The following is a 22,725-nucleotide window of genomic DNA, read 5'->3' as shown; positions in this document are numbered from 1 at the left end:
CTAAACTCAAAAAATGAAAATTCTAGTGAATTAATTATAACTCTAAAACAGCTGTTTTATAAGCTTTTGATATGGATAAAAACAATATCATTAGGATACTTTATTTATCTATAAAATATCCATACAATATAAAGAAAAAATTCTAAGATAACTATGTCTAAAGGTTCTACTACTAAAAAATGGATTCAAGATCATACTTCTGATTATTATGTGCTTCAAGCTAATAAACTTGGCTATCGTAGTCGTGCAAGTTTCAAGATTCTTGAGATACAAGATAAATACAACCTATTCAAGCAGAATATGTTTATAATTGATCTTGGATCTGCTCCAGGAGGGTGGTCAGAACAGGTAGTAAAATTTATAGGCAACAATGGTAAACTTATTGCTCTAGATTTACTTGAAATGGCTCCTATTGCTGGCGTAGAGTTTATCCAAGGAGACTTTTCTAGTGATGAAACTTACGAAAGGTTAAACCAACTTATAAATGATAAGAAAATTGACTGTGTAATATCTGATATGGCTCCAAACCTAAGTGGAAACAAAACCTCTGATCAAGCAAGATCAATCCATCTTCTTGAACTTGCTCTAGACTTTGCAACTACAAATCTAAACAGAAATGGTTCTTTTGTTGCGAAGGTTTTTCAAGGTCAAGGAAGTGATGAATACCTTAAATTAGTAAGAGAGTCTTTTAATAAAGTAACACAATTTAAACCAAAATCATCAAGACCCAAATCAAGAGAGTTTTATGTTGTGGCTACAAGCTTCAAAGGATAAAACAAAATTACATATCATGTTTCCATAGCTCTAGCATCTTATTTGCCACAACCCTATTAGCCTTTGCAGTTGGATGACAATAATCCCAGCATAAGTACTTTTCAGGATCACCAAGAACTTCGATATCATATTGAATATTGCCTAAAGAATCTGCTCCACCATAGCTATCAACACAGGCATCCGTAACATTCTCAAACCCATATTTTCTTGGAGAATCAATACAATCATTTAATAGTGTAAAAAAGTCAAAAAGCTTAAGATTAACACTTGGAAAAAGCATTTGAAGCTCTGCTACACGATTTCTTAATAATCCATTTTGCAAATTCACATTGGTTTTCAAATATGACTTAAAGAATTTACCAACCCAATTAGAAAGATATTCTTTGTATCCTGGTGCTCTAGTTACGTCTGGAATATTCCACAAGATTATATTTTTAGCTCCCATTTTTATAACCTTGCTAACAATTTTACTTAAATCCCTAGCCACTCTAAATTTTGGCATCAAATTGATATATGGTATTTCATTGTATACCATAAACATGAAGTTATTCGCTCCTCCATTGACAATAACTAAATCATCGTCTGCAAAGCGCCCTTCTTCATTCTCAAATCTAGCAACTTGATCAGATACTGCAAACGAATGATATCGCAATAGAGATGAAGGATTAGCGCCATGAGTCAACGCTCCACCTATTGCATAATTTTTATGTTTAATTTCTTGCACTTTTTGATCTTTAGCTAAAATATCGGCCAAGACCTCTGTTGAAACAAGCCCATTTGAGAACCTACCGTCATGGTATGGTTTACCTGGTATATCTAATGTCTTCATAATATTACCATTATCTAAAAGGCTATCTCCAAAGACTACAATTCTACCTATTTGTCTCATACCTAATCCTTATACTCAAAAAAATTAGCCATCCAGTGGGCTATTATTAAACTATTATCTCTAATTCTCAAACTTTCTAAAGCGTGATGAAATTCATTTTTTATATCATCTTGATATTCTTTTATAAGAGCATGATTGTGTACTTTTAACATTTCAGGATGGGCTTGTATTCCTAAAATATGATTATTGATACAAAACATTTGAACTTTGCAATAATCACTTGTACTTATTAGCTCCGCATTCTTAGGGAGCTCCACTATCATATCTTGATGATAAAACAATAAGCTCAGATAGTTGTGAAACGGATTCATCCATGGTTTCTTTATTAGAACCTCAACATTACGCACCCCTACCGCAAACCCCTTAGGACCTCTTTCTACTCTCCCACCAAGTGCTTGAGCTAAAATTTGATGTCCAAAACAGATACCTATAATCTTTCTGTTTTGTTCATAAAGTTTCTTTATTTCTGCTTTTAGCTTAACTATCCATCCAAGATTATCAAAAGCCGTAGCTTTACTACCTGTAATAATAAAACCATCATAAATATCATAATTTTCTGGATATTCTTGAATAGTTACATCATAAATATCAAAATCAACAACTACAGACAACTTAAAAAAAAGATTAGCAAACATCTCAGGATAATTACCACCTGCAACCCCACGTCGATGCTCTGGAATATGATCTGTTTGTAGTATAGCTATTTTCATCTTAATTTTTATTAACTTATTAATGCATCAAATAATATTTTTTTAAATTCTTCTGTTATCTCAAAAGTATAGCTGTAATTCTTTGAACTACCTCTAGCTCCTTTTATTGTAAGTAGATTACCATCTTTAGAGATATTCTTGATATTTATTACATCCATTTTTTCACTATCTAATATCTCAGCCTTACGCTTCCAATTATCTCTATATCTAGTGATAGCACTACGATAGGAGCCTGATATTTTATTTTCTAGAGCTTTTTGCACAAATTCTTGAGCTCCTTCAGGTATCTCTTCTGCAAATTTTTTAAGCTCATATAAAGTTCTTACATCTTCAATAATACCTTTGTTTGATAATTCACGAATATTATCTTCGGCATCAGCTATCTTCAGACGCATCGATATCCAACTATTATCTCGACCTAAAACTTTAGCTATATCAGATTTTTTGACATTCTTATTTTCAATCAAATCTCTTAATGCATCTGCCTCTTCAAATGGCGATACATTCTCTCTTTGATCATTTTCTAAAAGCTGCAATAAGATAATATTAGCATCAGACTCTTCTTGTCTTACAATACACGGTATAGTTGTCAAACCTGCTTTTTGACTTGCTAAATATCGTCTTTCTCCCGCAATTATATGATGTACTCCATCATCTTTTTTAGCAGTAACAATAATCGGCTGAATAACACCATTTTCTCGAATACTTTCCGCAAGAGAATCAATATTTTTAAATGTCTTTCTTGGCTGATTAACATCAGGTTTAACAAGATTCAAGGGTAATTCAAAAAGCTGACCTACTTTACTTGCTTGATCACTGAGTTCTTGTAGTTGCATAGCTCTGAGAATATCTTTTTTTTCTTGAGCTACTGCATCATGAATTTTAGGATTAGTCTTACGGTTCATTAAAGAAATTTTCTTAGCCATTTTTTATTCTCCGAAGAACTCTATTATTTCTCTAGCTAACTTTTTAACTTGAATATGTACCTTACTTTGTTTTGCATAGTCACCGACATATACCCCTTCAGCTTCAGCCTCAATGAACTTAACACTTTGGGAAACATAGGCTTCAAAATAATTTCCATCTTCTTCAAAAAACTCCAGCAAGCTCTTAGCCATATTCGATTGCATTTGGACTCTATTAGCAAAAAACTTATAAGGCTTCTCTGCTGTCAGAGCTAAATCTTTAGCCTCTATCAAGCCTGACAAGTCCATACCACTTGGAGAACATGGTATAACTACCAAGTCAGAGAGCAATGCTGACTTTAGGGCTGCTGTTTGAAAATTAGGTGGCGTATCAATAACTACAAAATCTAAATGCTGCTTTAATTCTAAAACCTTTTCTCTTACATTTTTCTCATCAAGGTTATAAACAAAATCACTAGCATCATTGTTTTTTGTCATCCACATGTAAGCATCTGGCTTATCTTTATCCATATCAACTATAGCAACTTTGTATCCTTGCTCTTTTAAGCCACAGGCAATATTAATTGCTGTTGTTGTTTTTCCTGAGCCGCCTTTTTGTTGCAACAAAGATATAACTTTTGCACATTTTTGCTTCATTTTAAAAAAACCTTAAAATATATAAATTAACTTATTATATAGAGTACTTAAGAAATTATAGTCTATATTTGCCTGCTATAAAACCAACTTTTATACATTAACTATTGATAAGCTGACTGTTTTCTTATATTTTATTAATTCACTTGCGAGTATTCACAGAAATACTCTTTTTATACATAAATATTTCAAAGGTTGAAAATGGCAAAAAATTTAGTAATTGTTGAGTCTCCTGCCAAAACGAAGACTATAAAAAAATATCTTGGTAATGATTTTGATATTTTGGCATCATTTGGACACGTTAGAGAAATACCGTCTAAAGATACGTCTATTGATGTAAATGATAACTTCAAAATCAAATTCACAACAAGTGAAAGAAGTAAGAAACATTTAGATGCAATAAAAAAAGCTGCAAAAAGTGCTGAAAACATATATCTTGCTACCGATCCAGATAGAGAAGGGGAAGCTATATCTTGGCATGTGCAAGAAGTACTTAAAAATGCTCACTTACTGAAAGATAAAAATGTTTATCGTGTCACATTTAATGAGATCACAAAATCTGCTGTAACAAATGCTATAGAAAATCCAAAAGAACTATCCATGGATTTAGTTAACGCTCAAAAAGCTCGTCAAGCATTAGATTTTCTAGTTGGCTTTAATTTATCCCCTTTACTATGGCGTAAAATAACTAGTGGATTATCCGCTGGGAGAGTTCAAAGTCCAGCTCTAAGAATGATCGTTGAGCGTGAAATAGAACGTGAAAACTTCATAAAACAAGATTACTGGAGTTTGACTGCAGATACATTTAAGCAAAAGCAGATATTTGCAAATTTGATAGAGTTTAACAACACTAAAGTAGAACAGTTTACATTTATAGCTGAAAAAGATGCTAAAAAAGCTAAATCTACAATTGTTAAAGATGCCAATGGATTTTTGATAGTTGAGGGAGTCACAGAAAAGAAAACTAGAAGAAACCCTTACCCTCCTTTTATAACATCAACTCTTCAACAAGAGGCTTCAAAAAAATTAGGCTTCACTGCTAAGAGAACTATGTCTACAGCCCAAAAGCTTTATGAAGGTATTGATCTTGGCAATGGTGAATCTGTAGGTCTTATATCTTATATGAGAACAGACTCAACTAACTTATCTAATGATGCTCTAAATGACATAAGAAACTTTATTGAATCAAAGTTTGATAAAGATATGCTTCCTTCCAAGCCTAGAGTTTTTGGCAAAAAATCACAAAATGCTCAAGAAGCTCATGAAGCTATCCGTGTAACAGCAGCAAATAGAACTCCTGAGTCAATCAAGCAACACTTAACCTCAGACGAGTTTAAACTGTATAGCCTAATATACAATAGAACTATTGCTTGTCAAATGAAGCAAGCAACGTTAAATAGCACTTCTGTTGATTTGATCACAGAAAACTCAAAACACAAATTCAGAGTTACAGGAACTGTTATTGTCGATGCAGGATTTTTGAAAATCTATAATGTTGAAAAAGATGAAGATGAAAAAGACTCTGATGATGAACAAACTCTACCAGAGTTTGAAAAAGGTGAAAAAGTACCGTTAAAAGATATTATAACTAAAGCACACTCAACTGAGCCTCCTCCTCGATATACTGAAGCATCTTTAGTCAAAGCTTTAGAAAAACATGGTATCGGTAGACCTTCGACATATGCAACTATAATTTCAACACTCCAACAAAGAGACTATGTTGAAGTCGAAAAACGTCGTTTTATACCTACAGATAAGGGTCGTATTGTAAATAAATTCTTAACCGAGTATTTCAAAAAATATGTTGAGTATTCTTATACTGCAGGACTAGAAAAAGAGCTTGATGAGATAGCTAATCATAAAAATGATTACTTATCTGTACTAAATAGCTTTTGGCATCCATTTATTGAAAAAATAAATAAGATTTCAGAAGACGTATCTCGTAAAGATGTAGTTACTGAAGAGCTTGACGAAGACTGTCCTGAATGCGGCAGCAAACTATCATCTCGCTTAGGTAAAAATGGTAGATTTATCGGATGTACGAACTATCCAACTTGTAAATATACACGTCGTGTTGATAGCGATGGTAAAGAAGTTGAAAAAGAAGAGCCTACTGTTGTCGAAGATAGAAAGTGTCCCGAATGTGGATCGGATCTACACATTAAACAAGGGCGCTATGGTAAATTTATTGGTTGTTCTAATTACCCAACATGCAAACACATGGAACCTCTTGAAAAACCTAAAGATACAGGTGTAGTATGTCCGAAGTGTAACAAAAACAATATCGTTGAGAAAAAATCTCGCAAAGGTAAGGTTTTTTATGCTTGCTCAGGTTTTCCTAAATGTAAAAATGCTTACTGGTATCCACCAATAAAAGAAGATTGTCCAAAATGTAAATCACCAATACTTCTACATAAAACAACTAAAAAAGATGGCGAACAAAAAGCATGCCCAAATCCAGAATGTGATTATGCTGTACCTTGGGAAGAAAATAACTAATACTAATATAAATCCATCAAGAAAAATCTATTCCGCTTAGGCATAAAATAGCAACTTATGTCATCCTAAGATCGCCCCTAAACCTCAATAAAATCAATATTTATAGCGAGATGCTGAAATAAATTCAGGATGATATTTTTGTGTAGTTAAATATAAAATAATTGATAGTTTTTAAATTAAGTCTCAATAATATCGATTAATTGAAGACTTAGATCCACATAGGTTGAAATATCAAAGGTAGTATTGTTATACAAAATATACTAGCAAATATAGCTATTCCAACTACTATATAGCTTACAACTGAAACATCAGTACTCTGCTTAGATTGTTTTACAAAAATAGATAGGCAAAAGCCAAAGACAAATACACAACCAAATAATCCTAGCGATGTTTTAAACATAGCATTTAACATGCCATCTATCATTCCAGCTGTTAGCATCATCATAAATATACAATGATAAGGATTAGCACAAATATCTACACGTTTTTTAAGTAAATTTTTAACCGCTGTAATAATAACTATAATCGCAGCAATAAAAGCTGGAATACCCCATTGTGACCATATTTCCAATAGCAAATTATGAGGATAACCATCTGGGCGTTTAGTGATTGCAAGATAGTTCCACTGCCCAACACCTGTAAAGGGATGTTCTATACCTACCCAGAATGCCTCATTCCATAGGGGAATCCTACCACTAAAACCGCCTCTAATAAGATCAGCTGATGACTTAATATTAGTATTATCAATCGCTGATATAAAATGAGTATAGAACAAGTCTAGTAAACCTCCACAAACCAGAGTTAAGCCAAGCATCAAAACAACTATCTTAAAATACTTACGAGCAAAAATAAAAAGCAAAGGCATTATTACAATATACTCAGCAAATATTGTTCTAAAAGCATGATTTATCAATACAAACCAAACTATAGTTAATGCTATAAAAGAACCTATCTTATAAATAGGTCTTAAATTAATAAACCATGGTAATAATAACAAAGGCAGAAACCAGCTAAAGTAATTATCCAAAAATCTTGGATTTAGGCAGTTATATATGAACAATAAAACTTTTTGGATGTTACCAGCAACTACAGCTCCATACACCGAATAATTAGCCAATGATAACTGTAGAAACAACGCTCCTCCAAAAAAAATCAAAGATAGCAATATAATCACATAAAAATACTGTACAGACTTAAAATTATCTCTTACATACCCAGCTATAAATAGCACACAAAAAAATTGCAAAAATGTTACACTAACTCCCTTAAATGCAATTGATGGTGAAATTGCAAAAACTGAAGATACAATACCAAACATAAAAAACATAAAGATTGAATATCTTACGAGATTACTAAAGCCCCAAAATACTTGTAAAAGCTTAGAAAGACTTTGTTTATTCACTAAAATAGCTACACTAGCAATACAAAGCGTATAGAAAAAAATATAATATCTATCTAAAAACAGATAAATATTCGCACTAAAAGTATCATTAAAATAATGAGTAATCTTACCCCCTGATGATACCGGCACTAAATTTAGTGGGGTATATTTCATAAAAGGCATTAAAAATACCCAAAATAGTGAAATAGCAAGAAAGTAAAATATATAGTCATCAAAATTAATTTTTTTTACAAAGTTTTTCACAGTTAATTCTCAAGTTAGAAATTTATGTTGATAGTGTATTATCTAGAAAGTTTTTTGAAAGAGTTTATTTAATCTCAACTGATGACTTAGCTAGCTCTGAATTATCAGACTTATTGACGATAGTAGCAGTCCAAGTGCCATCACAAACCTTATCATCGCTAAGCACGCTCTGATTATCTACAGTATAGTCTTGTACATCTTTAAACTTAGTAATAGGGAAAGATGTACTATAGCAATTAGTATCTTTAGGAGCTCTCCATGTTAAATAAATAGTCCCTTGAGGAGCACCATTCCAATTAGTTATTATCTTTGCTTCAATCTCATGAGATTCTGATTGATAGTTTAAATTCAATATAGCTGTTGGCTTATCTTCTGAGCTATCCTGACGATCTTCTTGATCCGGATTATCTAAATTATCATCAGGATTAACTTGTATTGAATCATCTGAACTGTACAGCTTATCAACAAATGAGTTATATGTACTACATCCAGCTAAACCAGCTGTTACTAAAGCTAATAGCAAAAATTTTTTCATTGTATTATTATCCATTACTTTTTTTAATTTACAGTTTGCTCAACTACTATCTTATCTTTAAGTTGTTGAATTTCTTGAGTTGTTTGCTCAAGATTATCTTGAGTTTGTTTTGTTTGCTCTTCCAATGTCTGAGACTTTTCTCTATAAGCAGATGCTTTTTTCGTGTAGCGTTTAAATACTTTTTGAATATGTACAGAATCTTGAGCAGATTTCATCAACTGTTCTTTTAACTCTTGCTTTTTAGCTAATGCTTCAGCAGTACTCTCTTTACTAAGCTTAGCATGTTCAGCTTCTAGCGTATCAATCTCTTGCTGTTGCTTATCTAATAAGATCTTATATTTGTTAGCTAATTTCTCATATTTATTGGCTTTTTGCTGAACCTTAGCTATTTCCTCTTGGAGAACTACAGTCTGCTGCTGCATTTGTTGCTGATTTTTTTGTAGCTCAGCTAATTTTTCTGTATCAGAAGCACAAGCTGTTAGCATTAAAGCTATTAAGGAAATTGCACAAATCAACAAAGCTGTTAGATTATTTTTCATATATTAAGTTTATCTGTATAGTCTTATAAACATATATTTTATCAGCTAGACACCTTAAGTAAAGAAGATTAACAACTCAAGATAACAAATATATATATTATTTTGATTTAGACTGAAGCTCTACAATTTGTTGAGCTATTTTAGATGCTTGATTAGCTTGAGTTTGTGAAGTAGCTTTTAGATTATTTATCTGCGATTGATACCCATTTGCAAGAGTTCGATACTCATTTATTTTCTCATCAATTTTAGCTTTTTGAAGAGTCTTTTGCACTAGTTCTTTATTAACAGCTATTGCACTATCATTATTTGGATCACTAAAGTTACTATACGCTTTCTTGAGATCATCAATATCACTGCCTAATTTATCTGATTCTTTTTGTAAATCATCTGCTTGTAACCTATACTTGGCTATTTTAGTTTGTAAACTATCAATATTAGCAAGATTCTGAGATGCTTGTTCACTCAATTGTTTTTGTGTCTGCTGAAGCTGTTGGATTTGTTCTGCAGTACTAGATCCACAAGAACTAAGACTTAATACTGCCGATAATACCACAGATGTTATTAAAACTTTTTTCATAAAACTTATTACCGTTATTATTACTGAGTAATAAAGTATAGCAAAAAGTGCTATTTAATAATAATCTGATTTTCTAAATTAAAGAGTAGATATTTAAAAGAATTCAGTCAATTTTCAGGATGACTATACAGTGATTGAATCAGAAGCAATTACTTGCTTATCAAAAAGAACGTTTGCTGTCCATTTACCGCTACAATACTTATTACCCTGTTTGATTTCTACAGTAGCCCAAGTTTTATCGTTCTTTTCAGCATACTTAGTTATAGGGAAACTAGTGTCATGACACTTAGATCCTTCCGGAGCTTGCCATTGTAATCTTACACTTCCTTGAGGGTTATTATTGTAAGTAGTATAGATAGTAGCTTTGATATCATCTTGGTTAGTTTTCTTTAGCTTTATCTTAGCTGTAGGTGCTGTGCTTGCAGTAGAAGCTTGAACAGCTGTCGCATCTGAAGCTTGCGCTGCTTGATCCTGAGCAGCAGGCTTATCACCTGATACTGTAGAACAACTAGCAAGACCTGCGATTGACAAAGATAAAAGACTAAGTTTAATTATTTTTTTCATACATATTACTCCTTTAAGTTTATACACTCAAAATCGATTATAACACTAATTACTGTTAAATAAATAGCTGTTTATCAAATGATTATACAACTGACACTACGATTTTCATTAACAAGTAAATTATATGTCTTACAAGCAGTATCACTTGCCATAAAATCAACACTTCTACCAGCTTTTGCTAGCTCATTAATTATTTCTATTGGTGGTAATAATTGTTTTTTCCCTGTACCAATAATGATAATTTCTGGACTAGTTGATAGCACAAGATCAAGATGACTCTTATTAATACTATTTATATCACTAATTTTGTCTTGGTATTCTAGCACTTCAGTAGAAGATAAAATTAAGGGCTGATTATATTCGCCAATATTAAGAATAATTCGCCCATCTATGTATTCTTTGAAAAAAACTGGGGCTTGAATTTTTTCTTCTTGTAAAGTCATCATAGCAAAAAAACCTTGATTATAATAATATAGTTAACATATATAAATTATAACTTATCAATATTATATCTAAACATTATTTTGAGGCTACCATGAATTCAATACTAGAAGAATCTAATTTACCTAAACTTGCTGAGTTTAAAACTGATGAAGTCAAGCCAGCAATAGACTATCTTTTTGAGCATGCCGAAACCAATCTACAAAAAGCACTTCAAGAACAAAATCCTAGCTGGCAAACTCTCCTACAATTAGAAGTAGATGATGAGAAAATAAGCCAAGCATTTTCTACAATTGCTCATATGAATGCTGTTTGTAATTCTAAAGAGTTACGCGAGAGCTACGAATACGCTGTAACAAAACTTACAGATTACTATACCAAGCTTGGACAAAATAAAGATTTATACAATCTATATAAACAAATTCAAAATCACGAGCTTAATGCTGAACAAGCCCAAGCCATAAAAAAAGCTATTGTCAGATTTGAGCAATCAGGCGTAAATCTTGACGAATCAAAAAGAAAAAGATTGCAAGAGATCTCGCAAGAGTTAGCTCAGCTAACTACAAAATTTGAAAATAATGTGTTAGATGCTACTATGGATTGGCTATACACCACAAATGATGAGAAAGAGCTAAAAGGTCTGTCTCAAAATACTATTGAATCAGCAATAAATAAAGCTAAACAAAAAAATATTTCTGAAAAATATGCATTAGGAATAGATATTCCAACATACCTAGCAGTATTGCAACAAGCTGACAATCGCAAATTACGTGAGAAACTATATAAAGCATACTGTACTAGGGCATCAAAAGAGGCAGACAACAAAAACTTCGATAATGATGACAATATTGAAAAAATCCTAAAACTACGTGCTGAAAAATCGCAAATACTGGGTTTTGATAATTATGCAGAGAATTCTCTATTTACCAAAATGGCAGAATCTCCAACCCAAGTACTTGAGCTACTTAATAATCTTCTTCAAAAATCATTACCTCAAGCAAAAAAAGAACTTAATGAATTACGTAGATTTGCTGAAGATGCAGGACTAGTAGATGCTCTTCAACCATGGGATACAGCATATTACTCTGAAAAACTCAAAAAAGCTAAATTTGACTTTACAGAGGAAGAGCTTAGAGAATATTTCCCATTAGAGAGAGTTTTGGAAGGACTATTCAAGATACTTAATAAAATCTATAATTTAGAAATCACAGAAAATAGAAACTATACAAAATATGTTGCAGAGCAACAAACTTTTGATTTTTTCAAAGATGGCGAATATATTGGTAGTATAATTTGTGATTTTTTTGCTCGTGATAATAAGCGTGGTGGCGCATGGATGGATGGCTCACGCACAGCATTTATCAAGTTAGATGGCTTAGCTCAAAAACCTGTGGCTTATGTAAACTGTAACTTTATGCCACCATCAAAAGATGGTGCAAACCTAACTCATAGTGATGTCGTAACATTATTTCACGAGTTTGGTCATGCTCTTCATCATATCTTATCACGTGTAACTATTGCTTCAATTTCTGGAACTAATGGAGTTGAATGGGATGCTGTGGAATTACCTAGCCAATTCATGGAGAATTTCTGCTGGTGCGAAGAAGGACTAGCACTTATATCTGGATCACGCGATGGTAAAGCCCTTAGTAATAAACAAATTGATAAACTAGTAGGCACCAGACATTTTCAATCTGCATTGATGATGGTTAGACAACTTGAATTTGCTATATTTGATATGAATATCCACTACAAAAAATTAACTACCGCGACTGAAGTTCAAAATGAATTAGATAGCATTAGAGAAAGAGTCAACTTACTTAAAACTCCTAGCTACAATAGATTCCAAAATGGATTTTCGCATATTTTTGCTGGAGGTTATGCTGCTGGATACTACAGTTACAAATGGGCTGAAATACTTTCTTCAGATGTGTTTTCACGTTTTGAAAATGAAGGAATCCTTAGTAATAAAGTTGGTAATGACTTGTTAGAAAACATAATTTCAAAGGGCTCTTCACGTAATGCTATGGATAACTTTGTAGCATTTATGGGGCGTAAACCAAATGAAGAAGCTCTACTTCGACACAGTGGGATTAATTAAAGTAACAAAACTGAATGTGGCTATAGATCTTTAATCTACCAATAACATTTATTCGTACAATATATATCACAGTTATAAAAACTTCTAAAAATATGAAAACAATTGAAATAGGTAATAAAGCTGAAGAACAAGCCTCTAAATTTTTACGAACTATAAACTTACAAATTCTAGCTCAAAATTTTAAAGCCTTACCTTATGGTGAAATTGATATTATTGCTTTAGACCAAAACACTCTTGTATTTATCGAAGTAAAATATCGTAGCAAAACAAAATTTGCTAAAGCAGAAGAAATGCTAACTTACAGTAAACAGCAAAAACTTATTAATGCAGCAAATATTTTCTTACAAGAGAATCCTAAGTTTGAAAACTACGAATGTAGATTCGATTTAATAGCAATTAACAAAGAAGATATTAACTGGATAAAAAATGCTTTTATCTTAAATTAAAGCTCTTGAGAAAGTTCTATAAGCTTTTTAGCTTGCAATAGCTGATAAGCATCGGTTTCATCATTTAGATTAAGGTTTAGATGGCCCACTTTTCTGCCTTTACGTGGTTCTTTGTTATAACTGTGAATCTTAACTCTATCAAGTGCTGCTAAATCTTTTGTAGCTGGCATACCACCAATACAATTCAACATCACTGTTTTACGACTTGTTGTATCTCCCAAGATCAAACCTGCGATAGCTCTAACATGATTTTCAAATTGTGAGGTAATTGAGCCATCAATACTCCAGTGTCCACTGTTATGCACTCTAGGAGCTATCTCATTGACTATTAACTCATCACCTTTGACAAAGAACTCTATGGCTAAAGTACCAACGTAGGCAAACTCTTTGACTAATGTTTTAGCTATCTGTTGTGCTTTCTCAGCTAAAACCGGATTTTCAAAAGGCGCTTCGGATTCAACTATAATACCTTGCTTATGAGTGTTTTTAGCTAATGGATAAAAAGCTATATTGCCTTTAATATCAGCTGTGCATATCTGCGAAACTTCATAATCAAAATCAACAAAAGCCTCATAAATAAGACCATCTGGAGCATTTTTAAGAGCATCCCAAGCTTTTGATACATCTTCTTGAGATTTCATCACAAATTGACCTTTGCCATCATAGCCAAATCTACGTGTTTTGACTATAGCCGGTAGTCCATAATCTTGCACTGCTTTTTCAAGCTTGTCTAGACTATCAATATTTACAAATTTAGCAGTAGCTATGCCATGGTCTTGCATAAAAGATTTCTCAAGTAATCTATCTTGAGAGATAGCGATGGCTTTCGCAGATGGATATACATTCACATCATGATTAATTGCTTTGATAAGCTCGTGAGATATATTTTCATTCTCAAAAGTTATTACATCAAACTGTTTTGCCCATGTAACTACATCATTAATTTGATCTAAATCAATATCTGTTACACTTTTTACAACCTCTTCAGCGCAATCACCAGTTTTACCAAGACAGTGAAACTCTAGACCTAAAGGCGTACCAGCTATACTTAGCATCCTTGCAAGTTGACCTGCTCCAATAATACCTATTTTCATATTACTGTTCCCTCGGATTAGGATTATCTAGTACTGATTGAGTTTGATCTGCTCTAAACTTAGCTAATGCTTGACCAACTTTTGAATCTACAAGCTGCAATATACTTGCTGCAAAAAGAGCAGCATTTTTAGCCCCTGCCACACCAATCGCAAAAGTAGCAACTGGAATACCTGCTGGCATCTGTACGATAGATAATAAGCTATCTTTGCCACTTAACGTGCTAGACTTCACAGGTACACCTAATACTGGTAGATCTGTTTTTGCAGCAACCATACCAGGTAGATGGGCTGCACCACCAGCACCTGCAATTATTACTTTTAGGCCTCTAGACTTAGCTGTCTCAGCATAATCGAACATTTTGTCAGGAGTTCTATGAGCTGAAACAACCTCACATTCATAGCTAATACCTAGACTCTCTAAAATATCACAACACTCTTTCATTGTGCTCCAATCAGATTTAGAGCCCATGATTACACCAACATCTATACTCATCTCTTTGCCTCCCTAGTAATCAAAAAAATATGTCATCCTGAACTTGTTCCGGAATGACCTGCTATTTTTATATTCTGTGCTTCGATTTCATTCATTAGCCAAGCTCAGAATAACAATGCTGAATTACTCACCCCAACTCTTAATAACTTCTATCCAAGCTTTACTCTCGAGAGCTTGTACTTTTTCTTTTAAGCTTTCAGCAATATCATCTTTTGTTACATCACATTTCAACTGCAAAACTATATCACCACCATCAACCTCTTCACTTACTTGATGGATAGTACACCCAGATACACTATCTCCAGCGTCAATAACTGACTTATGGACAGCCAAATCCATTAATCCTGCGTGCTTTGGTAATAGTGATGGGTGAATATTTAGAATTTTACCCTCAAAAGCCTTTATAAAGACTGGACTTAAAATACGCATAAAACCAATTAATAAAATCAAATCAGGATTGTATTTCTGGATTTCTTCGACAAGAAGCTTGTCATAAACCTCTCTTGATAGACCTTTTGAAGCTATGAATTTATTAGCTATATTTCGATCTTTTGCTCTTTGTAAGATATAAGAATCTTGCTTATTAGAAATGACCAAACTTATCTCAGCATCTATTTGCCTATCAGCTATAGCATCTATTATAGCCTGCATATTAGTCCCACGCGTAGAACCCAATATAACAAGTTTTAGCCTAGACATTTCTATAGCTCCTGATACTTATCACCACGCAGTAAGTTCATATGCTTAATACGCTTATTGATAAGCTCTTTAGTACCAATATCAGGACGATGAAATAGCTTACCATAAATGTTTTTGACTGCGTTTTCAGCTTTTTGCTCAGCTTCAGCTATTGTATCACCTAGACCTAATACTGCTATTGCCCTAGAGCCTGTACCAATTAATTTACCATCTCTAAAATCTACAGCTCCTAAGAAAATTTCAACATTATCAGGGCATTTTGAAATATCTATTTCAAAATTTTTGACTGATTGATTTGGATATCCTAGTGGTACTAGATATTTACATACACTAGCTTGATTTTTAAATTCAGCTTTTACCTTATCAAGAGTACCGTTAGTTATTGCTTGCACTATCTCAACAAAATCTGTTTCAAGTAAAGTTAGCAAATTCATAGCCTCTGGATCGCCAAACCGAGCATTATACTCAATAACTTTTGTATCATCTTTGGTAGCCATAAAACCACCATACAGAATACCCTGATAAGGTTCGCCAAACTTATCAGCCAATGCTTTTGCAACTTTCTCATTTATCTCTTTTGCTCTAGCTATATCAGAGTCTGATAAAAATGGTAAGCTATGATTAGCATCTGAATAAGTACCCATACCACCAGTATTTGGGCCTTTATCGTCTTCATGTGCACGTTTGTGATCTTGTACAGCTGGCATATGAATAAAATGCTCACCATCAGTAAAAGATATCAAAGAGAATTCTTGACCAACAAGCTTCTCCTCAATCACAAATTCCTTACCTGCGTCTATCAATGACTGACAATGCTTAAGTGCATCGCTCATCGTATGTAAGTGATCTCCCCATACAAGAACTCCTTTTCCACCCATTAGACCATCTGCTTTTATAACAAACTGATTTCTATACTCTTTGAGAGTCTCTTCCACACCATCCATGGTTGAGAACTTCCTAAAAAAAGGATTTGCTCCTATATCATAGTCACGGATTAGATCTCTAGTGAAACCTTTTGATGTTTCAAGTTGAGCAAGCTTCTTAGTTGGGCCAACCACACCTATACCATTTGCTTTAAGAGTATCAGCAAGACCAACTTCAAGCGGCGCCTCTGGACCAATAATAGCTATATCAATACTCTCTGCTTTTGCATACTCAAGAACTTCTTCACAGTTACAAATATCACCAACCTTATATCCTTGAGCTATTCTATCAATACCAGGATTTACCGCTGTGCTTATACAAAAGAGATTGTTCTTAATCGCACTTCTTTTAACCGCCTCAGCTATTGCATGTTCTCTACTTCCTGAACCTACTAGAAGAATATTCACTTGACTCTCCGTATTTAAATAATTTGCAACATTTTTTGCAATTCTATGATTAATATTTTCTATATCCTCTGGCACTTCAAACTTTTGACCAGTTATCATCTCAAAAAGTGTTATGTATTTTTGTGATAGCTCTACAACCAACTCTTGTGGCGCTTCTGGCAAGACATCATCATTGTATGGATCGCAGTTTTTTGCAAACCATAATCTAAAAAATTCTTTATCAATATTTTCTGGCTCTTCACCATTTTCAAATCTCTCAGCATAGCTATCTTTTAGCCAAAATCTTGAGCTATCAGGTGTATGAATCTCATCTATTAAAATAATTTCACCAGTCTTTTCATCAACTCCAAACTCATACTTTGTATCAGCTAATATCAAACCATGTTCTAAGGCTTTCTGCTGACCAAATTCAAATAACTCTAATGCTTTTTGTGAAGCGTAATCCCATTGATCTTGAGTTAACCAACCTTCTTTGACGATATCTTCAGCAGAAATTGGTCTATCATGCTCTTGCTCTTTTGTTGTAGGTGTTAAAATGTTTTGTGGTAGCTTTTGATTCTTTTTCAAACCCTCTGGGAGAATATTACCACAATAGTCACGACTACCATTTTTGTAATGAGTCCACAACGATGTTGAAGTTGAACCAGTTATATAGCCTCTAACTACGAACTCAATTGGCAACACCTTTGCCTTTCTTGCTATTACGACATTTGCATCTGGAGAAGCTATAAAATGATTTTTGACAATATGAGCAGTTTCTTTGAACCACCAAACTGATGATTGAGCAAGAATCTGACCCTTAAATGGAATAAACCCTAACGATCTATCAAAAGCTGACTGTCTATCAGTTGATATCAAAATACTTTTATCATCAGTAAAGTACATATCTCTAACTTTACCAGTGTATTTATCTTTGATATTAAGATCCGTTGATTTTAAAACGTTTTGTATATTATTGATGATGATTTGTTTATCAATCATTAGATAATTTCCACCTTGCCTGTATTTGTAATCTTACCTATTTGATATAGTTTTGTATTTGTATGCTTTTTAGCTAACTCTTTCATCTTATCGAATTGATCTTGGCTGGCGATTATAGTCATACCTATACCCATATTAAATGAGCGATACATCTCAAACTCACTAATATCGCCAATTCTTTGCATAACTCTAAAGATAGCAGGAGTTTGAAAGCTATCTTTAGAGATATCTGCACCTAATCCTTGAGGTAATACTCTTGGGATATTTTCTATAAAACCGCCACCTGTAATATGTGCCATACCTTTGATATCAACACCATTATCTAAGAAATCATGGATAATATTAGTATAGTTAATATGCGGCTCTAGCAATACATCGCCAATAGTTTTGCCATCTAGCTCTGGATATGTATCAGTATGCTTGTTACCAGCGACATCAAAGAACAATTTACGCGCGAATGAATAACCGTTCGTATGCAAGCCTGATGAACTAAGACCAAACACAACATCGCCTTCTTTGATATTCTCGCCATTGATGACTTTATTCTTATCAACGATACCTGTAATGACACCCACCATGTCAATCTCACCTGCTTGATACACCCCTGGCATTTCAGCAGTTTCACCACCAACAAGAGATACACCACATTCAGCACAAGCTTTTGACATACCTTTTACAAGCTCTTCCATAATTGCTGGATCAAGCTTATCATGAGCAACATAATCTAGAAAAGTGATTGGTTTAGCACCCATCACAACAATATCATTTGTCGCAGCTGAGAAAAGATCATAACCAAGATTTTCAAACTTGCCACACATTACTGCAACTTTAGTTTTAGTTCCAACACCATCTATTGATTGTACTAAAACAGGATCATCATAGTTATTGATGATATCTTTTAGTGAATAAAGAGACCCAAAACTTCCTAAACCTGTCAAAACATTCTTTGTAAATGTTTTTTTGACATGTTCTTTCATTCTATTAACAGCTTCATTACCTGCTTCAATATTTACGCCAGCATCTTCATATTTTAAGCTTGCCATGTTATTTCCTTTCTACATAAATTAGTATACCCGAGCAAGCGGGAATATTTTTCAATCTTATCCATTAGCCTAGAGATGTCCACCCAAGAGGATATAACTTGCCATAACAAATTCACTACCTATTTAACTCCTGAGCACACTGAAAAGTATTATAAAGAAGCTCTGTAATAGTCATAGGTCCAACACCACCAGGTACTGGAGTAATCGCAGAGACTTTATCTTTCACTGCTTCAAAATCTACATCACCAACAATTTTACCATCGACATGATTAATACCAACATCTATAACCACAGCACCATCTTTGACCATGTCAGCTGTGATAAAACCTGGCTTACCTACCGCTACTACCAAAATATCTGCTTTAGTTGTATGGGATTTGAGATCTTTAGTAAACCTATGACACGTTGTGACAGTTGCTTTGGCATTTAATAGTAACTGAGAGACAGGTTTACCGACTACATTACTAGCCCCAACTACTACTGCATGAGCGCCTTCTGTCTGTATACCATACTCTTTAAGCATAGTCAGGATACCTTTGGGTGTACAAGACTCTAGACACTTTTTGTCTCTAAGCTGTAGTCTACCAACATTTGCTGGATGAAAGCCATCCACGTCTTTTTCTGGTTTGATAGCATAGATAACTTTTTGCTTATTAATATGAGTTGGTAATGGTAGCTGTACTAAAATAGCGTGCACACTAGAATCATCGTTTAACTTATCAATTAATTCTAACAACTCTTGCTCAGTTGTTGCTTCAGGAAGTGTTATAACTTCTGAATTTATACCAACTTTTTCACAGGCTTTTTCCTTTGAGCCTACATAAGTCTTACTAGCAGGATCATCGCCGACGATTATTGCCACTAATTTAGGAACTATGCCAGTTTGTTCTTTGTATTCTCGAAGTTGATCGGTCAATCTCTCTTTTAGATCTATAGAAAGCTTTTTGCCATCGATTAAAGTCATTTTTTGATTACTTAATTTAATGAATAAAAAAGATATTAGATATGATATCAAATTTAGTAGAATCTTTGGAGCTTTTTTAGAAATCTTTTCATAAAAATAAATTAAGAGATAATTAAATATTTTTAGAGTTTTATTTTTTTGGAAGCAACTCTCTATTTAACATCCAATAATATATGTATGCCGTACAGTAGCAACCCAAAGCTACTCCAAAAATCACATCACTAGGATAATGAGAACCAACTATAATTCTACTACCCGCGAATACAACTATAAGTACATACCACAAGTATCTAAATTTTGGAAAAATATAAAAAAATGCTATAAACATCGCACCGACTGTAATTGAGTGCCCTGAAGGCATACTTGCAAAATCATAACCTGGAGCATGAAAGTGCTGAAAATAATGCGAACCATATTCTAAGAAAAATTTCGGTCTAGCTCTGCCTATTATAATTTTAAGAACCTGGCCTACAATACCACTTATTGCTACAGTTGCTAGAATAAATCCTGAATATATACAAATCTTATTAAAAGCAACTTTGGTACTCTCAGAAAGCTTATCAATATTGATAAATAGTCTGACTAAAACTATCACTCCACATATTATCAAGATATATTCTGCTTTACCAACATCTGTAATATACCTAAAAGCATTGCCGACAGCTTCAGGCATGGAATGCTTGATATAGTTCTCAACGGGTGTATCAAGATTATAAAATGCAAATACAACCAAAATTAATATTGGCACAAATGTATATTTAAGTTGTAAATATTTAGGTAAATGATAGTTGTGTTGCTTAGATCTTTTAAAGATTTCTTTGAAGTCTTTAAAATTAGTTTTTAGTACATTTTTAAGCATAGTTGCTCGGCAGTTAGTATTTTATTAGAACTTTAATTATAGCAGAATATTAACCACTCGGCAGAGTTATAAATCAAAGCTTTAGTTCTAATACTCGTAGTCATCCTCTCGGTTACTGAGCCTGTTGAAGTGGACACAAGGATATCTTGACTACTTGAGAGATTCCCACCTACTTGGAAATGACGACAAATATTAAATCAACATCTTAGAGTTATTATTGCTGTATAAAAACTAGACTATTACTTAGCAATAGCAGCATAATTTATTTGAATTACTGTATATGATCGCATTGGACAATAACAACTATAATTAAAATTAAATATAAAAACATTAAATTTGAGTAATAATAATAAAAAAACTTGCATCATATAATATTAAGAATATAATATCCGATACAGTGATTAATATTAATTTACTGGATTGTTAAAATTTAAAACATGATAAAAAAGGAAAAACAATTATGAAAAAGAAAATGCAAAAAGGTTTCTCACTTGTTGAGTTAATGGTTGTGATCGCAATTATCGCAATCTTGGCAGCTGTTGCTATCCCAATGTACTCTAACTACACTACTCGTGCTAAGATAGGTACTGCATTAGCTTCAGTTGGTGGTCTTAAAGCTCAAGTAGCTGAGAACTTAGCAAATAATGTTGCTGGAAATTCAAACCTTACTTATGTTGGTGAAAGTAAGAGTGGAATGGCTTATGGTACTGGTGTTAACGCTGCTGGTGATATTACACTTACATTTACAAGTCCAGTATCAGGAAGTGTAGTTCTTGCTCCAAATGATAATGGCGGCTCTGTAACTTGGAACTGTATCTCAACAACTGCTGCAATATCTGCAAGTGGTTCTGCGGTTAATGCGAATTCTCCTGTACTAGGCGGTACAGCTACACAAGCTCAGATTGCGCAGTCTTTACTACCAAGTCCTTGTACTGGTGCATAATTTCTCTCTTATATTCTTCTTTATACTTTATTCTTTTACTTTATCCGATTAATTTATTTGGTTTATCTCTACAAAGAAAAATATTTAGTTTATACTTGACGTAATGACTAACTATTTTTTTACAATATGCTTAAATTTCAAAAAGGATTTTCCTTGGTTGAGTTGATGGTTGTGATTGCAATTATTGCAATCTTGGCTGCGGTAGCTTTTCCAATATATTCAAACTATGTAATTCGCTCAAAAGTTGGAGCTGCTGTAACAGCCATAGGCTCAACCAAAATGGATATAGCTGAAATAGTAATGCACTCCGGAGATATGACTAATATCAACTCTACCGGCAGCGGTACTAATGCTAGTTTTAATAGCAAAAGGCTTCCATCAAAATCGTCAGCTTCTTTAAGCTATACAACCACTGTTTCAAGTAGCTCTATAATCATTGACTTCACAGCTCCTGTCAGCGGTAGCATTACCCTTACACCATATTACAACACTGCTGCTCAGTCTATGACTTGGGAATGTACTAGCACAGGCTTTCAAGCTAACCAGCTACCAACACCATTATGCCCACAATAAAATAGATAGTGTTTTAATTTATTTTAAAAATTAAATAAGCCCCAAAAGCTCTCTAGCATGTGATAGAGTGTTTTCTGAAATATCTCCCCCCCTACTATTTTAGCTATTTCTTCAATACGCTGTTGCTGATTTAGTTCGATAATTTTTGATTCTGTAGTATTCCTAAATATCCCTCAGGTACAAATTGATACCAAACGATCTCATAATTTCAAATTTGACATATTGATATAAATTATGCAATTGAATTTATACTTTTATAATATATAATTAAATTAATTTTTTATTAATCTAATCACCGTGATAAACCATAATATTAAAAAAGGATTCTCATTGGTTGAGTTGATGGTTGTAATCGCAATTATCGCAATCTTAGCAGCTGTAGCAATACCAGCATATTCAAATTATGTAACTAGAGCTAAGCTTACAGAAGCGCTTGCTAATTTAGATAAGGGTCTAGATAACTTTA

The 22,725-nt window shown here is 33.3% G+C and carries 22 protein-coding genes and 2 pseudogenes; 7 read left to right on the top strand and 17 right to left on the bottom strand.

Annotation, left to right across the window (positions count from 1 at the left end; genetic code table 11):
- Positions 1-153: 153 nt before the first annotated feature.
- A complete protein-coding gene (locus IMS64_RS01890; RefSeq protein WP_211490732.1) occupies positions 154-774 on the top strand; it encodes an RlmE family RNA methyltransferase in 621 nt (206 codons plus the stop codon).
- 7 nt (positions 775-781) lie between these two features.
- Here IMS64_RS01890 and IMS64_RS01885 read toward each other — a convergent pair whose 3' ends face one another.
- The 4 genes from IMS64_RS01885 to IMS64_RS01870 are packed head-to-tail and all read right to left on the bottom strand — an operon-like array spanning position 782 to position 3,935.
- Entirely contained in the window at positions 782-1,663 is an 882-nt protein-coding gene (locus tag IMS64_RS01885) for an SGNH/GDSL hydrolase family protein (protein ID WP_088820897.1), read from the bottom strand.
- 2 nt (positions 1,664-1,665) lie between these two features.
- Entirely contained in the window at positions 1,666-2,373 is a 708-nt protein-coding gene (locus IMS64_RS01880; protein ID WP_004286412.1) for a glutamine amidotransferase-related protein, read from the bottom strand.
- An 11-nt stretch (positions 2,374-2,384) separates the two neighbouring features.
- Positions 2,385-3,299, bottom strand: coding sequence for a ParB/RepB/Spo0J family partition protein (locus tag IMS64_RS01875; RefSeq protein WP_012279895.1), 915 nt, complete (start codon positions 3,297-3,299; stop codon positions 2,385-2,387).
- Between the two features lie 3 nt (positions 3,300-3,302).
- Entirely contained in the window at positions 3,303-3,935 is a 633-nt protein-coding gene (locus IMS64_RS01870) for a ParA family protein (protein ID WP_012279896.1), read from the bottom strand.
- 198 nt (positions 3,936-4,133) lie between these two features.
- Here IMS64_RS01870 and topA point away from each other — a divergent pair, with 198 nt between their 5' ends.
- Entirely contained in the window at positions 4,134-6,431 is a 2,298-nt protein-coding gene (topA, locus tag IMS64_RS01865) for a type I DNA topoisomerase (RefSeq protein ID WP_035735116.1), read from the top strand.
- Between the two features lie 208 nt (positions 6,432-6,639).
- Here the strand turns inward: topA and IMS64_RS01860 are convergent, their stop codons facing one another.
- The 6 genes from IMS64_RS01860 to IMS64_RS01835 form a co-directional block, all read right to left on the bottom strand.
- Positions 6,640-7,995: an O-antigen ligase family protein gene (locus IMS64_RS01860; protein ID WP_244972927.1), complete on the bottom strand. Its 1,356-nt coding sequence runs from the start codon at positions 7,993-7,995 to the stop codon at positions 6,640-6,642.
- Positions 7,996-8,140: 145 nt separating this feature from the next.
- Complete coding sequence (lpnB, locus tag IMS64_RS01855) at positions 8,141-8,611, bottom strand: TUL4 family outer member lipoprotein LpnB (protein ID WP_211490730.1); 471 nt, start codon at positions 8,609-8,611, stop codon at positions 8,141-8,143.
- Positions 8,612-8,634: 23 nt separating this feature from the next.
- On the bottom strand, positions 8,635-9,150 hold the full coding sequence (locus IMS64_RS01850; RefSeq protein ID WP_088820896.1) for a hypothetical protein: 516 nt from the start codon (positions 9,148-9,150) through the stop codon (positions 8,635-8,637).
- A 97-nt stretch (positions 9,151-9,247) separates the two neighbouring features.
- Positions 9,248-9,727 (bottom strand): hypothetical protein, encoded by a 480-nt coding sequence (locus IMS64_RS01845; RefSeq protein ID WP_004286419.1) that lies wholly within the window; start codon positions 9,725-9,727, stop codon positions 9,248-9,250.
- Positions 9,728-9,850: 123 nt separating this feature from the next.
- On the bottom strand, positions 9,851-10,291 hold the full coding sequence (gene lpnA, locus IMS64_RS01840) for an outer member lipoprotein TUL4/LpnA (protein WP_012279901.1): 441 nt from the start codon (positions 10,289-10,291) through the stop codon (positions 9,851-9,853).
- A 74-nt stretch (positions 10,292-10,365) separates the two neighbouring features.
- Entirely contained in the window at positions 10,366-10,737 is a 372-nt protein-coding gene (locus IMS64_RS01835; RefSeq protein WP_012279902.1) for an Mth938-like domain-containing protein, read from the bottom strand.
- 89 nt (positions 10,738-10,826) lie between these two features.
- On the opposite strand from IMS64_RS01835, the gene IMS64_RS01830 reads away from it, so the two are divergent.
- Complete coding sequence (locus IMS64_RS01830) at positions 10,827-12,833, top strand: M3 family metallopeptidase (RefSeq protein WP_211490729.1); 2,007 nt, start codon at positions 10,827-10,829, stop codon at positions 12,831-12,833.
- A gap of 92 nt (positions 12,834-12,925) precedes the next feature.
- Positions 12,926-13,279, top strand: coding sequence for a YraN family protein (locus tag IMS64_RS01825; protein WP_211490728.1), 354 nt, complete (start codon positions 12,926-12,928; stop codon positions 13,277-13,279).
- Here the strand turns inward: IMS64_RS01825 and IMS64_RS01820 are convergent.
- The 7 genes from IMS64_RS01820 to lpxE all read right to left on the bottom strand — a co-directional run bounded on the left by IMS64_RS01820 (position 13,276) and on the right by lpxE (position 20,743).
- Complete coding sequence (locus IMS64_RS01820; RefSeq protein ID WP_211490727.1) at positions 13,276-14,373, bottom strand: 5-(carboxyamino)imidazole ribonucleotide synthase; 1,098 nt, start codon at positions 14,371-14,373, stop codon at positions 13,276-13,278. The two genes, IMS64_RS01825 and IMS64_RS01820, sit on opposite strands and share 4 nt — an antisense overlap.
- 1 nt (position 14,374) lies before the next feature.
- A complete protein-coding gene (gene purE, locus IMS64_RS01815) occupies positions 14,375-14,866 on the bottom strand; it encodes a 5-(carboxyamino)imidazole ribonucleotide mutase (protein ID WP_088820891.1) in 492 nt (163 codons plus the stop codon).
- 123 nt (positions 14,867-14,989) lie between these two features.
- The gene (gene purN, locus IMS64_RS01810; protein WP_211490726.1) at positions 14,990-15,565 is read right to left on the bottom strand and encodes a phosphoribosylglycinamide formyltransferase; all 576 of its coding nucleotides are present in this window, start codon (positions 15,563-15,565) and stop codon (positions 14,990-14,992) included.
- A gap of 2 nt (positions 15,566-15,567) precedes the next feature.
- A complete protein-coding gene (locus IMS64_RS01805) occupies positions 15,568-17,877 on the bottom strand; it encodes a phosphoribosylaminoimidazolesuccinocarboxamide synthase (RefSeq protein WP_211490725.1) in 2,310 nt (769 codons plus the stop codon).
- On the bottom strand, positions 17,877-18,920 hold the full coding sequence (purM, locus tag IMS64_RS01800) for a phosphoribosylformylglycinamidine cyclo-ligase (protein ID WP_211490724.1): 1,044 nt from the start codon (positions 18,918-18,920) through the stop codon (positions 17,877-17,879). Before purM ends, IMS64_RS01805 begins: the two co-directional genes overlap by 1 nt.
- 115 nt (positions 18,921-19,035) lie before the next feature.
- Positions 19,036-19,884: a bifunctional methylenetetrahydrofolate dehydrogenase/methenyltetrahydrofolate cyclohydrolase FolD gene (gene folD / locus IMS64_RS01795; protein WP_211490723.1), complete on the bottom strand. Its 849-nt coding sequence runs from the start codon at positions 19,882-19,884 to the stop codon at positions 19,036-19,038.
- Between the two features lie 130 nt (positions 19,885-20,014).
- Positions 20,015-20,743 carry a lipid A 1-phosphatase LpxE gene (gene lpxE / locus IMS64_RS01790; RefSeq protein ID WP_211490722.1) on the bottom strand — a complete coding sequence of 243 codons (729 nt, stop codon included), beginning with the start codon at positions 20,741-20,743 and terminating at the stop codon, positions 20,015-20,017.
- A gap of 460 nt (positions 20,744-21,203) precedes the next feature.
- On the opposite strand from lpxE, the pseudogene IMS64_RS01785 reads away from it, so the two are divergent.
- From IMS64_RS01785 to IMS64_RS09895, 3 genes and pseudogenes are all read left to right on the top strand, one after another.
- Positions 21,204-21,617 (top strand): annotated as a pseudogene (locus IMS64_RS01785) (pilin); the annotation flags it as partial.
- Between the two features lie 195 nt (positions 21,618-21,812).
- Positions 21,813-22,259, top strand: coding sequence for a pilin (locus IMS64_RS01780; RefSeq protein ID WP_211490720.1), 447 nt, complete (start codon positions 21,813-21,815; stop codon positions 22,257-22,259).
- A gap of 297 nt (positions 22,260-22,556) precedes the next feature.
- A pseudogene (locus tag IMS64_RS09895) lies at positions 22,557-22,706 on the top strand (prepilin-type N-terminal cleavage/methylation domain-containing protein); the annotation flags it as partial.
- Positions 22,707-22,725: the final 19 nt, after the last annotated feature.

Origin of the sequence: Francisella philomiragia (assembly GCF_018135955.1) — a bacterium.
Classification (GTDB): domain Bacteria; phylum Pseudomonadota; class Gammaproteobacteria; order Francisellales; family Francisellaceae; genus Francisella; species Francisella philomiragia.
The sequence above is the reverse complement of the archived record's forward strand: the minus strand, read 5'-3'. Positions and strand labels throughout refer to the sequence as shown.

What these genes read in the sequence shown, in the direction of transcription:
- IMS64_RS01860 (WP_244972927.1), bottom strand. Translation starts at nt 7,995, where the DNA reads ATGCCTTTTATGAAATATACCCCACTAAATTTAGTGCCGGTATCATCA.
- IMS64_RS01780 (WP_211490720.1), top strand. Translation starts at nt 21,813, where the DNA reads ATGCTTAAATTTCAAAAAGGATTTTCCTTGGTTGAGTTGATGGTTGTG.
- IMS64_RS01850 (WP_088820896.1), bottom strand. Translation starts at nt 9,150, where the DNA reads ATGAAAAATAATCTAACAGCTTTGTTGATTTGTGCAATTTCCTTAATA.
- purM (WP_211490724.1), bottom strand. Translation starts at nt 18,920, where the DNA reads ATGGCAAGCTTAAAATATGAAGATGCTGGCGTAAATATTGAAGCAGGT.
- IMS64_RS01875 (WP_012279895.1), bottom strand. Translation starts at nt 3,299, where the DNA reads ATGGCTAAGAAAATTTCTTTAATGAACCGTAAGACTAATCCTAAAATT.
- IMS64_RS01820 (WP_211490727.1), bottom strand. Translation starts at nt 14,373, where the DNA reads ATGAAAATAGGTATTATTGGAGCAGGTCAACTTGCAAGGATGCTAAGT.
- IMS64_RS01885 (WP_088820897.1), bottom strand. Translation starts at nt 1,663, where the DNA reads ATGAGACAAATAGGTAGAATTGTAGTCTTTGGAGATAGCCTTTTAGAT.
- lpnB (WP_211490730.1), bottom strand. Translation starts at nt 8,611, where the DNA reads ATGAAAAAATTTTTGCTATTAGCTTTAGTAACAGCTGGTTTAGCTGGA.
- IMS64_RS01845 (WP_004286419.1), bottom strand. Translation starts at nt 9,727, where the DNA reads ATGAAAAAAGTTTTAATAACATCTGTGGTATTATCGGCAGTATTAAGT.
- lpxE (WP_211490722.1), bottom strand. Translation starts at nt 20,743, where the DNA reads ATGCTTAAAAATGTACTAAAAACTAATTTTAAAGACTTCAAAGAAATC.
- IMS64_RS01805 (WP_211490725.1), bottom strand. Translation starts at nt 17,877, where the DNA reads ATGATTGATAAACAAATCATCATCAATAATATACAAAACGTTTTAAAA.
- purN (WP_211490726.1), bottom strand. Translation starts at nt 15,565, where the DNA reads ATGTCTAGGCTAAAACTTGTTATATTGGGTTCTACGCGTGGGACTAAT.
- IMS64_RS01870 (WP_012279896.1), bottom strand. Translation starts at nt 3,935, where the DNA reads ATGAAGCAAAAATGTGCAAAAGTTATATCTTTGTTGCAACAAAAAGGC.
- purE (WP_088820891.1), bottom strand. Translation starts at nt 14,866, where the DNA reads ATGAGTATAGATGTTGGTGTAATCATGGGCTCTAAATCTGATTGGAGC.
- IMS64_RS01880 (WP_004286412.1), bottom strand. Translation starts at nt 2,373, where the DNA reads ATGAAAATAGCTATACTACAAACAGATCATATTCCAGAGCATCGACGT.
- IMS64_RS01890 (WP_211490732.1), top strand. Translation starts at nt 154, where the DNA reads ATGTCTAAAGGTTCTACTACTAAAAAATGGATTCAAGATCATACTTCT.
- lpnA (WP_012279901.1), bottom strand. Translation starts at nt 10,291, where the DNA reads ATGAAAAAAATAATTAAACTTAGTCTTTTATCTTTGTCAATCGCAGGT.
- folD (WP_211490723.1), bottom strand. Translation starts at nt 19,884, where the DNA reads ATGACTTTAATCGATGGCAAAAAGCTTTCTATAGATCTAAAAGAGAGA.
- IMS64_RS01825 (WP_211490728.1), top strand. Translation starts at nt 12,926, where the DNA reads ATGAAAACAATTGAAATAGGTAATAAAGCTGAAGAACAAGCCTCTAAA.
- IMS64_RS01830 (WP_211490729.1), top strand. Translation starts at nt 10,827, where the DNA reads ATGAATTCAATACTAGAAGAATCTAATTTACCTAAACTTGCTGAGTTT.
- topA (WP_035735116.1), top strand. Translation starts at nt 4,134, where the DNA reads ATGGCAAAAAATTTAGTAATTGTTGAGTCTCCTGCCAAAACGAAGACT.
- IMS64_RS01835 (WP_012279902.1), bottom strand. Translation starts at nt 10,737, where the DNA reads ATGATGACTTTACAAGAAGAAAAAATTCAAGCCCCAGTTTTTTTCAAA.